The following is a 12,242-nucleotide window of genomic DNA, read 5'->3' on the forward strand; positions in this document are numbered from 1 at the left end:
CCAACAACAATTAGGGGCCACCCCATTATGCAAACCTGGCAACAGCTCTATAGCCCGCTTGGCAGCCTCGGCCTGTCCGCCCTCGCCGCCGTTATCCCGATCGTGTTCTTCTTCCTGGCTCTGGCCGTGTTCCGTCTCAAAGGACACGTCGCCGGGAGTATCACCCTGGCCCTGTCGATCCTGGTGGCGATCTTCGCCTTCAAGATGCCCGCCGACATGGCCCTCGCTGCCGCTGGCTATGGATTTGCCTACGGTCTGTGGCCCATCGCCTGGATCATTGTCGCCGCTGTATTCCTCTACAAACTGACCGTGAAGAGCGGCCAGTTCGAAATCATCCGCAGCTCGGTGCTGTCGATCACCGACGACCAGCGCCTGCAAGTGCTGCTGATCGGCTTCTGCTTCGGCGCCTTCCTCGAAGGTGCGGCAGGCTTCGGCGCACCAGTGGCAATCACCGCCGCCCTGCTGGTGGGTCTGGGATTCAACCCGCTGTACGCCGCCGGCCTGTGCCTGATCGCCAACACCGCGCCCGTGGCCTTCGGCGCCCTGGGGATTCCGATCATCGTCGCCGGCCAGGTGACGGGCATCGACGCCTTCAAGATCGGCGCCATGACTGGCCGCCAGCTGCCGCTGCTGTCGCTGTTCGTGCCGTTCTGGCTGGTGTTCATGATGGACGGCCTGCGCGGCGTCAAAGAGACCTGGCCCGCCGCGCTGGTAGCCGGCCTGAGCTTCGCCATTACCCAGTACTTCACCTCGAACTTCATCGGCCCGGAACTGCCGGACATCACCTCGGCCCTGGCCAGTCTGATCTCCCTGACCCTGTTCCTGAAAATCTGGCAGCCCAAGCGCACCGCCGGTGCACAGATCGCCGGTGCCACCTCCAGCGCAGCCGTTACCGCCAGCGTCGGCGGCTTCGGTCAGCCACGCAACACCGTCGCTTCGCCCTACAGCCTGGGCCAGATCTTCAAGGCCTGGTCGCCGTTCCTGATCCTCACCGTGCTGGTGACCATCTGGACCCTCAAGCCCTTCAAGGCGATGTTCGCGGCCGGCGGCTCGATGTACGGCTGGGTGTTCAACTTCGCCATCCCGCACCTGGATCAGCTGGTGATCAAGATGGCGCCGATCGTGACCACCCCCACCGCCATCCCGGCGGTATTCAAGCTCGACCCGATCTCCGCCACTGGCACGGCGATTTTCTTCTCCGCGCTGATCTCCATGCTGGTGCTGAAGATCAACTTCAAAACTGGTCTGACCACTTTGAAAGAGACCTTCTACGAGCTGCGCTGGCCGATTCTCTCCATCGGCATGGTGCTGGCGTTCGCCTTCGTCACCAACTACTCGGGCATGTCGTCGACCATGGCCTTGGTACTGGCGGCCACCGGCGCGGCGTTCCCGTTCTTCTCGCCGTTCCTTGGCTGGCTCGGGGTGTTCCTCACCGGTTCCGATACCTCGTCCAACGCCCTGTTCAGTTCGCTGCAGGCCACCACCGCGCACCAGATCGGGGTCAATGACACCCTGCTGGTCGCGGCCAACACCAGTGGCGGCGTGACCGGCAAAATGATCTCGCCGCAATCGATCGCCGTGGCCTGCGCCGCCACCGGCCTGGTGGGCAAGGAATCCGACCTGTTCCGCTTCACCCTCAAGCACAGCCTGTTCTTTGCCACTATTGTCGGTCTGATCACCCTGGCCCAGGCCTACTGGTTCACCGGCATGCTGGTGCACTAAGCGACACCGAAAGAGCCGACGCCGCCCTCACCCGCGGCGTCAGTCATTCACCACCCGGTCTGCAAGGCTGCTGAAAGCTTGCTGGTTTATCTTTCAGCCGCCGCGACGGACGAATAACCGGGACCACCCGGAGACACGCCTGATGAGCGAGCTTTTCTACAACGCCGTGCCCAATGCGACCCGTGTCGCACCGCCGCTGGCCGAACCCCGGCAGTACCCCAGCGCGAAACCGTCGCGGGTCTACCTGTTCGGCACTTGTGTGGTCGACCTGTTCTATCCCGAAGCCGGGATGGACGCGATTCACCTGCTGGAGCGCGAAGGCATTCGCGTGGAGTACCCGCAAGGGCAAAGCTGCTGCGGACAACCGGCCTACACCTCGGGTTACACCGAACAGGCGCGCACCGTGGCCCGCTCGCAACTGGCGCTGTTTGCCGGCGACTATCCGGTGGTGGTGCCGTCGGGTTCCTGCGCGGGCATGCTGCGCGAGCATTACGCGGACTTGTTCAAGGACGAGCCCGAGACGTTGCAACAAGTGCAGGCCCTGGCCGCCCGCACCTATGAACTGGCCGAGTTCCTCCTGCACGTGTGCAAAGTGCAGCTCAAGGACAGTGGCGCTCCGGTCAAGGTGGCCTTGCACACCTCCTGCTCGGCACGCCGGGAAATGAACACCCACCTGCACGGCCGTGAGTTGCTGTCACAGCTGAGCAATGTGGAACGGGTAGAACACAGCCACGAAAGCGAATGCTGTGGCTTTGGCGGGACTTTCAGCGTCCGAATGCCGGACATCTCCGGCGCCATGGTCGCGGACAAGACCCGGGCGCTGAAGGAATCCGGCGCGCATCAGGTACTGAGTGCCGATTGCGGCTGCTTGATGAACATCAACGGCGCGCTGGAGAAACAGCAAGATGCATTGCGCGGCCAGCACCTGGCGAGCTTCCTCTGGCAACGTACTGGAGGTGCACAATGAGAACCCCAGAGCTGATTCCGACCACGACGCTGGCGGACGATTTTCGCACCCGGGCCCACCAGGCCCTGGGTGACCAACAACTGCGAAACAACTTTCGCAGTGCCATGGATTCACTCATGGCCAAGCGTGCGGCCTCGTTCAGCGATGCCCACGAAAGAGAACACCTGCGCGCCCTGGGCAACGCGATTCGCGCCCGGGCGTTATCCAAGCTGCCCGACCTGCTCGAGCGCCTGGAACAGAACCTGACCCGCAACGGTGTGACAGTGCACTGGGCGGAAACGGTGGACGAGGCCAATGGCATCGTCCTCTCGATCATCCGCGCTCACGAGGCGCGGCAAGTGATCAAGGGCAAATCGATGGTCAGCGAAGAGATGGAAATGAACCATGTCCTCGCTGAACAAGGCATTGAATGCCTTGAGTCGGACATGGGCGAGTTCATCGTCCAGCTCGACCACGAGAAGCCTTCACACATCATTATGCCGGCGATCCACAAGAATGCCGGTCAGGTCGCGTCCTTGTTCCACGACAAACTCGGCGTGGAGTACACCAAGGACGTTGACCAACTCATTCAGATCGGTCGCAAGGTCTTGCGGCAGAAGTTCTTCGAAGCCGACATCGGCGTCTCCGGCGTCAACTTCGCCGTGGCCGAGACCGGCACCCTGCTGCTGGTGGAAAACGAAGGCAACGGGCGCATGTCCACCACCGTGCCGCCAGTGCACATCGCCGTCACCGGGATCGAGAAAGTCGTCGAGAACCTGCGAGACGTGGTTCCCCTGCTGTCGCTGCTGACCCGCTCGGCCCTGGGCCAGCCCATCACTACCTACGTCAACATGATCTCCGGCCCGCGCCAAGAGCATGAGCTCGACGGCCCCCAGGAAGTGCACCTGGTGCTGCTGGACAACGGTCGTAGCCAGGCGTTTGCCGACAGCGAACTGCGCCAGACCCTGAACTGCATCCGCTGCGGCGCCTGCATGAACCACTGCCCGGTCTACACCCGGGTCGGCGGCCACACCTACGGTGAGGTCTACCCGGGCCCCATCGGCAAGATCATTACCCCGCACATGGTCGGTCTGGCCAAGGTTCCCGATCACCCCAGCGCCTCGTCGCTGTGCGGCGCCTGTGGCGAAGTCTGCCCGGTGAAGATCCCGATTCCGGCGTTGCTGCGGCGCCTGCGGGAAGAGAACGTCAAGGCCCCGGACAGCCCACATCAAGTGATGCGCGGCCAGGGCAGCAAGTACTCGCGCAAGGAACGTTTCATCTGGAACGCCTGGGCCCGCCTCAACAGCTCACCGCGCCTGTATCGCCTGTTCACCCTGGCCGCCACCCGGCTGCGCGCCCTCACCCCGAGCAAGGTCGGCCCCTGGACGCAGAACCACAGTGCGCCAAAACCCGCCGCCCGGTCGCTGCATGATCTGGCCCGTGAGCACCTGGACAAGCAGGGAGACCGCTGATGAGCGCGAAACACAACATCCTCGCCAAACTGCGCAACAGCCTGAGCGGCACCACGCCGATTGTGGATAACTTCGACGAGGCGCTGGTCACCGAGCCTTACACCTACACGGCTGAACAACGCATCCCGCAACTGCGCAAACAGATGGAAGCGGTGCACACCGAAATCCACCTGAGCACCGCCGCCGACTGGCCGGAGCTGCTGGCCCGCCTGCTGCAGGAACGCCAGTTGCCCAGCCTGCTGATCGCCCCGAGCACGCCCCACGGCCAGCGGGTCACCCAGTACTGGGCCGAGCGGCCGCAACTGCCGGCGCTCAAGGCCTACGACCGCCCGGTGGAAGAATGGAAAGCCGAGCTGTTCAACGACACCCCGGCCAGCCTCACCACCACCCTGGGCGCCATCGCCGCCACCGGCAGCCTGATCCTCTGGCCGACCCGGGAAGAGCCGCGGCTGATGAGCCTGGTGCCGCCGGTGCATTTTGCCCTGCTCAAGGCCAGCGAGATCCGCGACAACTTCTATCAGGTGCAGCAACAGATGAACTGGGCCGCCGGCATGCCGACCAACGCGCTTCTTGTGTCCGGCCCGTCGAAGACCGCTGATATCGAGCAAGTCCTGGCTTACGGCGCCCACGGCCCGAAAGACCTGGTGGTGCTGATCCTGGAGGACCAATGAGCCTACCGGCCGCTTTTCTGCGTGATGCCCAGCAACTGATCCCTCAGGAGCGGCGCTTCGACGACCCGCTCTCGACCCTGGCCTTCGGCACCGACGCCAGCTTCTATCGACTGATCCCCAAGCTGGTGATTCGCGTCGAATCCGAAGATGAAGTGGTGACCCTGCTCCAGCTGGCCCAGCGCGACCGGGTGCCGGTGACCTTCCGCGCGGCGGGCACCAGCCTTTCCGGGCAAGCCATCAGCGACTCGGTGCTGATCGTTCTTGGGGATAACTGGAACGGTAAGGAGATTCGCCATCAGGGTACGCAGATTCGTCTGCAGCCTGGTGTGATCGGCGCCCAGGCCAATGCCTGGCTGGCACCTTTCGGGCGCAAGATCGGCCCCGATCCGGCCTCGATCAACGCCTGCAAGATCGGTGGCATCGTCGCCAACAATGCCAGCGGCATGTGCTGCGGCACCGCACAGAACACCTACCACACCCTGGCCGGCATTCGCCTGGTACTGGCCGATGGCACGCGTCTGGATACCGAGGATGAGGCCAGCATCGCCGCCTTCCGCGCCAGCCATGGTCCGTTGCTGGAGCGCCTGGCCGAACTGGGCCGCAGTACCCGCGCCAACAGCGAACTGGCAGCGAAGATCCGCCACAAATACCGGCTGAAAAACACCACCGGTCTGTCCCTCAATGCCCTGGTGGATTTCGACGAGCCTCTGGGTATCCTCAGCCACCTGCTGGTGGGCTCCGAAGGTACCCTGGGCTTTATCAGCGCGGTGACCTACGACACGGTGATCGACCACCCGAACAAGGCGTCGGCGCTGATCGTCTTTCCCGATGTGGACACCTGCTGCAATGCGGTGACCGTGCTCAAGAGCCAGCCGGTGTCGGCGGTGGAACTGCTCGACCGCCGCAGCCTGCGCTCGGTGCAGGACAAGCCCGGCATGCCGGCCTTCGTCCAGCAACTCTCGGCCAACGCCTGCGCGCTGCTGATCGAGTCCCGCGCCGCATCCTCGTCGCTGCTGCACGAGCAACTGGCGCAGATCATGAATTCCCTGGCCGCCTTCCCGGTGGAAAAGCAGGTGGATTTCACTGAAGACCCGCAGGAAAACGCCAAGCTCTGGGCGATCCGCAAGGACACCTTCCCGGCGGTGGGCGCGGTGCGCAAGACCGGCACCACGGTGATCATCGAAGACGTGACCTTCCCCGTGGAGCAGCTGGCCATCGGCGTCAACCGCCTGATCGAGCTGTTCGACAAGCACCACTACGACGAAGCGATCCTGTTCGGCCATGCCCTGGAGGGCAACCTGCACTTCGTCTTCACCCAGGGCTTCAACAGCAGCGAGGAAGTGAACCGCTACCAGGCGTTCATGGACGACGTGGCGCAACTGGTGGCGGTGGAATTCGGCGGTTCGCTGAAGGCCGAGCACGGCACCGGGCGCAACATGGCACCCTTCGTCGAGCTGGAATGGGGCAGCGATGCCTACCAGCTGATGTGGCAACTCAAGCGCCTGCTGGACCCCAACGGCATCCTCAACCCGGACGTGGTGCTCAGCGAAGACCCGCAGATCCACCTCAAGCACCTCAAGCCACTGCCGGCGGCCGACGAGATTGTGGATAAGTGCATCGAGTGCGGCTTCTGCGAGCCAGTGTGCCCGTCCAAGGGGCTGACCCTGAGCCCGCGCCAGCGCATCGTCATCTGGCGTGATATCCAGGCGCGTAAACGGGCCGGCATCGATACGTCCGAGCTGGAAGCGGCCTATCAATACCAAGGCATCGACACCTGCGCCGCCACCGGCCTCTGCGCCCAACGCTGCCCGGTGGGTATCAACACCGGCGAACTGGTGAAGAAACTGCGCAGTGAACACGCCACCCATAACGGCACCGCCGACTGGCTCGGCTCACACTTCGCCACCACCTTGCAGGGCGCCCGCTTCACCCTGCACGTGGCCAACGGTGCGCGCATGCTCCTGGGCGCGCCGCGTCTGAGCAAGCTGTCGGCGAGCCTGACGCGTCTGTCCAAAGGCCGGGTGCCGCAGTGGAGCAACGCCATGCCGCAGCCGGAAAAGGCCATTCGCTTCAGCCCGAGCGTCAGCGATGCGCGGCCGCGGGTGGTGTACCTGGCGGCCTGTGTGTCCCGGGTCATGGGGCCAGCGGCGGGCGACAAGGAGCAAAGCTCGCTCTACGAGAAAACCCGCGGCCTGCTGGAGAAGGCCGGCTATCAAGTGGTGCTGCCGGACAACCTGGACAACCTCTGCTGCGGCCAGCCGTTCGCCTCCAAGGGCTACGCCACCCAGGCCGAGGACAAGCGCCAGGAACTGATCGGCGCCCTGCTCCACGCCAGCCGGGGCGGCCTCGACCCGATCTACTGCGACACCAGCCCTTGCACCCTGCGCCTGGTGCAGGACCTGGGGGACGTGCGCCTGGACCTCTACGACCCGGTGCGCTTCATCCGCACCCACCTGCTGGAGCGCCTGGAGTTCACGCCGCAGGAAGCGCCGATCGCAGTGCACGTCACCTGCAGCACCCAGCACCTGGGCGAGAGCCAGGCCCTGATCGAACTGGCCCGGCGTTGCAGCAACAACGTAGTGATCCCCGAAGGCATCCATTGCTGTGGTTTCGCCGGCGACAAGGGCTTCACCACCCCGGAACTCAATGCCCACTCCCTGCGCAGCCTCAAGGACGCGGTGCAGTATTGCAGCGAAGGCATTTCCACCAGCCGCACCTGTGAAATCGGCCTCAGCCAGCATGGCGGGATCGACTATCACGGGCTGGTCTACCTGGTGGATCGGGTGACTCGGGCCAAGGCGGTCTGAGCCATCGAACCGCGCAACCAAGGGGCGTTTTCGCCCCTTTTTTTGTGCCTGGCGCAAGGCGCCCATGGCTTTTCCATTTCATCGCAAAAAAAAACAGAACCCCGGCGCGCGGCTAGAGTCCATTTTCTAGGCCCGCAACAAAGGGCTTAGCCCCACTCGGCAGCCTGCCCCGTTGACCGGAGGCACCGAGCCCCTGCGATCAAGGAGATAACCATGAAGCGTTCTGCACTGGCTGGACTGTTCATCACCGCCGCGATGCTGGCCTCCCCGGTGTTTGCCGCCGGGCAAGAGGACCTGTGCCAGATCAACCTGCAAAAGATCAAGGATGCCAAAGTCAGCACCGAAGTCATGAGCTCGGACCTGAGCAGCGACATCGACGCCAAGGTCCAGCAAGCCACCGCCGAACACGCCAAAGGCACCGAGGAAGGCACCAAGAACTGCATCTCCCTGACCACCCAGGCGATCCAGCAATTGCAGAACAATACAAAGGGCGATCAGTAGGCCGATGCATTGGGCCAACCTTCGGGTTGGCCTTCTGGCCTCGGTTAGCGTAAACTCCGCCCACCTGTTGGTAATGCACAACAGGTTCGGGGCCGTTTAGGATTCGACGCCGGTTGCGAAACTTTAGGTGCATGCCGAGTTGGTAACAGAACTCGTAAATCCACTGTTGCAACTTCCTATAGTTGCCAATGACGAAACCTACGGGGATTACGCTCTCGCTGCGTAAGCAGCCTTAGCCCTTCCCCCCTGGTACCTTCGGGTCCAGCAATCATCAGGGGATGTCTGTAAACCCAAAATGATTGTCATATAGAACAGAATCGCCGTGCAGTACGTTGTGGACGAAGCGGCTAAAACTTACACAACTCGCCCAAAGCACCCTGCCCGTCGGGTCGCTGAGGGTTAACTCAATAGACACGGCTAAGCATGTAGTACCGACAGCGGAGTACTGGCGGACGGGGGTTCAAATCCCCCCGGCTCCACCAACTGAACAAGAAAAGACGTCCACAGACGTCTTTTTTTGTGCCTGAAATCCAGAAAATACAGGGCCTTGGCGTCTATTAGCGTCCACAGACGTCCGACAAAATCCACACCTTCTTGTATTCCACAAGGTACTCCAAGCCCGTCAGGGGTAGTTTTTGGAGTACCGAATGATGTCATGGAGTGCTGAACCGCCCTGGTTTAGTAGACGCATTCGAGTGACTGCATTTGGCTGACTCCGTTGAAAAAGTCGCCCATGGTTCCTGCAGAAGAAAATTATGCGTCCGAAGTCGAACTCTTTACTTCGGCAGAGGCTTCCGAACTCAGAATTCAGTTAGTCGTTTGCAAAAAAAGCGTTTTAACCGGTCACTATTCAATCCGTTTAGGCAGCCCGATTCTCAACAGAGTCTGCCGAATGCTGCTTGCTGCGAAATGCGGCAGCCGACCTCAAGCGAACGCTATATATGTAATCAAAATGTAGTGCGCCTTCCCTCCTCCATTTCGACCGCAGGTCAGTCCTGCCCCCCCTCCTCCCTCTTGTGCTTACGATAACGGGAGAGCGAAATTCCCGTTTGGCGCTTGAAGTAGCGACACAAGTAAGACGCGTCGACGAAGTTCAATTCGTCGGCCACACGGCCAATAGCCAAGTCACTGTATGAAAGAAGAGCCTTGATCTCCAAGGTTACCTGCCGATCGATCAGGCCCTTGGGAGTGTCATTGAAAAACGCTTTGGTCAACTGCGACAGGTAGAACGGCGTGATATTCAGTGCGTCGGCGTAGAACTTCACATCTCTGTGGCGCACACAATGTTTGCCTATCAATTCCCAGAAGCGCCAACTGAGCATTTCCTTCCGGCTGAATCCCCTGTTTTCTATCTGGTTGGCTGGAAGTTGCTCGGCTATTTTCAAAAAGAGGTTCTGCAGCTGATTGCGCAACATGATGCGTTGGTAGGTGGGACAGGTCTGCGCAATGTTCCGCATCTGTGTCACCCAGCTCTCTATCAGCGGCATGTCGTCCTTGGATGGAACGCAATGAGGATGGTCATGCAGAAATACGAACAAGGTATTGGGCAGTGGGTAGGCAACCTCTGCGGCAAAACTTTTCGGCATAAGGCAGAAAAACACCTTGAAGCGGCGCGAGCGACGTTTGAGCAAGGCAATAGTGTCCTCAGCCAGCAGCATCACAGCACCGCGCCTAACCGCATGTTCTTTGAAGTTAAGTGTGAAGTGGGCACTACCGCAGAGGCATACCAGTAGCGTCAAGTAAGCGTGACCGAAGGAGAGCGGTAAACCTTGCCCTTCCGCTAGCGTGGTTTCTCCCATCCGCATCGAGTCGTCAGGAGCGGAAAGTTTCGGAATGTGATGCATAGTGACCCAGCGCTACAACAAACAAGAGCCAAAATCCTATCACCGCTTGGCGCAGCTGTTTCGAAAAGTACCGAAAAAGCCGAGGTACTGGCGTGTACCGCTGATCTGTCTCTCAATACTCTGTCCCGAACGAACCAATCCATTCGGGTACAGGACATGACACTTGAAACAGAACGACTCTTGCTTCGCCCCTGGCAGGCCACAGACGCCGCCGATCTATACGAATATGCCAAAGACGCCCGAGTCGGTCCCATCGCTGGCTGGCCCCCCCATACCAGTGTGGAGAACAGTGCCGACATCATCCGTACGGTCTTCAATCACCCCGAGGTGTACGCGGTCGAACTGAAGGAAAATCGCCGTGCTGTCGGTTGTGTGGGCATTCTCATAGGCAGCAACAGCAATTTTGAAATCAGTGAGCAGGAAGGTGAAATCGCCTACTGGATCGGTGTGCCGTACTGGGGCAAAGGCCTGACTCCGGAAGCCGTGCGTGAGGTGATGCGACACGCCTTTGAAAACCTGAATCTCAAAGCACTTTGGTGTGGTTACTTCGCCAACAACATCCAGTCCTATGCTGCTCAATCCAAGTGTGGCTTTCGCTTTCATCACACGGAAGAAAACAAATACAACCAGTTCCTCCAAGACTATCGGACAGAACACATTAGCCGTATCACCTACCAAGAATGGCTGGACCATACGAAAGAGTAAGGACACAAACCAAAGGTACCGGTGTACGGCGGCCACAACCGACGGACGCAGTCTGGTGACGACGTAAACCGCACGAACGCCGCAGAGGAGTTCAAACCTTACTTGGAACTGCACGGAGAGCTAACCGGAATCCCCCGCCGCCCCAGCACTGCCGCGAACTGCAACAGCTAGAGTGCGAAGCCTGCCGCAGGACAGCGCCGCACTTTTCGCCGCGCTGCTGGCGAAGGCGCAGGAGGAACTGAATGTCCGTGAAAGTTAATTGAGCCTTATCAACACCCCAGTTCAGGAGACTTATGAAAATCTCACTTACCCAAGTAACGCAAAAAAACTATGAAGCGATTTGTGAACTGGAGGTCACTGAAGAGCAGGAAGACTACGTGGCAAGTAATACCTGGTCGCTCGTTGAGGCTGCGTACAACCCAGGTTACTTCACACGCGCCATAATCGCGGATGGAGAGCCTGTAGGCTTCTTTATGTGGGTACAAGAGTCAAAAGGCAAAGTTTCTATCTGGCGCTTTATGGTGGACAAAGAACATCAGCGAAAATCCATCGGTAGAGTAGCGCTGGGCCTCGCCCTACATGAAATAAAACAGATCGCAGATTTGAAAGAAATTGAAATTTGCTACAACCCCAACAACATCGTAGCTAAAGGGTTTTACTCCAGTTTCGGGTTTGTCGAGGTTGGTATGGATGCAGACGGCGAAGATATGCTGGCGAGGATCAGGATTTGAACTGCACCAAATACAATCCGGGCTTTGCACAACAGTTCTAATTACCTTCAACTCCAACCGCCTATGACTCAGGAGGGCGCAGAGGATGATCAGGGGCTTCAGCGCTCCGACATCACCACCATCACTTCCGCATCCTCCTCCCCTTCCGCCAGGTAGATATGGCCGACGCTGCTGTTGAAGTACGCCGTCTCCTGCGATCCGATGCTCACCGCCTCTCCGGTCTCAAACTGAATCCGCACCCGCCCCGACAGCACCAGGGCGAATTCCTGCCCGGGGTGGCGGATGTAATCCTCGAACTGCTGCAGCTCGCGGGCAAAGATCCGTGCGTACATGGGGGTCATGCTGCGTCCGGGGAAGTCGCCGGCCATGGGGTGGTAGTCGTAGTTGCCGGTGCTGTAGCCGGGGGCGTCGGCGATGGTGGTGCTGACCACGGTCGGTTGCACCTGGGCGCTGCCGGTCTGGATCAGGTTCGGCGCCGGGGTGAACAGTTGGGCAATGTCGACGCCCAGGGCGCGGGCCGCGGCGGCGAGTTTTTCGTAGCTGACCGAGACTTGGGCCAGCTCCATTTTCGACAAGGTCGACAGCGCCACGCCGGAGCGTTCCGAGAGCTGCTTGAGGGTCAGCTTCTGGTTTTTGCGAATGGTCCGCAGGCGGGCGCCGACCTGGGTTCGGTCGATCAGTGGATGGGCGTGGGAGCTCGAGGCGGGCTGGGCTCGGTCGGAACTCATTGGGGCTCTCTGTCAGGCAAATAAGGGCAACCGCGACGCTGGCCGGGGCACGTGGCGAAATATTAACCCATGACTGCGGGTTGACTGGAAAATTCTCATATCTTACATTTCTCGT

10 protein-coding genes and 1 other RNA gene are annotated in these 12,242 nt (G+C 60.5%); 9 read left to right on the forward strand and 2 right to left on the reverse strand.

Annotated features, from left to right (window positions below):
• Positions 1 to 27 precede the first annotated feature (27 nt).
• From FW796_RS04620 to ssrA, 7 genes are all read left to right on the forward strand, one after another.
• Complete coding sequence (locus FW796_RS04620) at positions 28 to 1,722, forward strand: lactate permease LctP family transporter (RefSeq protein ID WP_446439065.1); 1,695 nt, start codon at positions 28 to 30, stop codon at positions 1,720 to 1,722.
• A gap of 142 nt (positions 1,723 to 1,864) precedes the next feature.
• On the forward strand, positions 1,865 to 2,689 hold the full coding sequence (locus FW796_RS04625; RefSeq protein ID WP_446439066.1) for a (Fe-S)-binding protein: 825 nt from the start codon (positions 1,865 to 1,867) through the stop codon (positions 2,687 to 2,689).
• Entirely contained in the window at positions 2,686 to 4,140 is a 1,455-nt protein-coding gene (locus FW796_RS04630; RefSeq protein ID WP_446439067.1) for a LutB/LldF family L-lactate oxidation iron-sulfur protein, read from the forward strand. The genes FW796_RS04625 and FW796_RS04630 overlap by 4 nt, the downstream gene beginning before the upstream one ends.
• Positions 4,140 to 4,811: a LutC/YkgG family protein gene (locus FW796_RS04635; RefSeq protein WP_446439068.1), complete on the forward strand. Its 672-nt coding sequence runs from the start codon at positions 4,140 to 4,142 to the stop codon at positions 4,809 to 4,811. The genes FW796_RS04630 and FW796_RS04635 overlap by 1 nt, the downstream gene beginning before the upstream one ends.
• Entirely contained in the window at positions 4,808 to 7,618 is a 2,811-nt protein-coding gene (locus FW796_RS04640) for an FAD-binding and (Fe-S)-binding domain-containing protein (RefSeq protein WP_446439069.1), read from the forward strand. Before FW796_RS04635 ends, FW796_RS04640 begins: the two co-directional genes overlap by 4 nt.
• Positions 7,619 to 7,831: 213 nt before the next feature.
• A complete protein-coding gene (locus FW796_RS04645) occupies positions 7,832 to 8,119 on the forward strand; it encodes a hypothetical protein (RefSeq protein WP_041115918.1) in 288 nt (95 codons plus the stop codon).
• Between the two features lie 88 nt (positions 8,120 to 8,207).
• Positions 8,208 to 8,601, forward strand: a transfer-messenger RNA (tmRNA) gene (ssrA, locus tag FW796_RS04650).
• Between the two features lie 507 nt (positions 8,602 to 9,108).
• Here ssrA and FW796_RS04655 read toward each other — a convergent pair.
• On the reverse strand, positions 9,109 to 9,963 hold the full coding sequence (locus FW796_RS04655; protein ID WP_404938203.1) for a helix-turn-helix domain-containing protein: 855 nt from the start codon (positions 9,961 to 9,963) through the stop codon (positions 9,109 to 9,111).
• A 156-nt stretch (positions 9,964 to 10,119) separates the two neighbouring features.
• Between FW796_RS04655 and FW796_RS04660 the strand changes: the two genes are divergently transcribed.
• Both FW796_RS04660 and FW796_RS04665 read left to right on the forward strand, forming a co-directional pair.
• Positions 10,120 to 10,668: a GNAT family N-acetyltransferase gene (locus FW796_RS04660; protein ID WP_015634094.1), complete on the forward strand. Its 549-nt coding sequence runs from the start codon at positions 10,120 to 10,122 to the stop codon at positions 10,666 to 10,668.
• Between the two features lie 293 nt (positions 10,669 to 10,961).
• Positions 10,962 to 11,399 (forward strand): GNAT family N-acetyltransferase, encoded by a 438-nt coding sequence (locus FW796_RS04665; RefSeq protein ID WP_041774060.1) that lies wholly within the window; start codon positions 10,962 to 10,964, stop codon positions 11,397 to 11,399.
• A 98-nt stretch (positions 11,400 to 11,497) separates the two neighbouring features.
• On the opposite strand, the gene FW796_RS04670 is transcribed toward FW796_RS04665, so the two are convergent.
• Positions 11,498 to 12,127 carry a helix-turn-helix domain-containing protein gene (locus FW796_RS04670; protein WP_446439070.1) on the reverse strand — a complete coding sequence of 210 codons (630 nt, stop codon included), beginning with the start codon at positions 12,125 to 12,127 and terminating at the stop codon, positions 11,498 to 11,500.
• Positions 12,128 to 12,242: the final 115 nt, after the last annotated feature.

The organism is Pseudomonas sp. 910_21 (assembly GCF_052850735.1).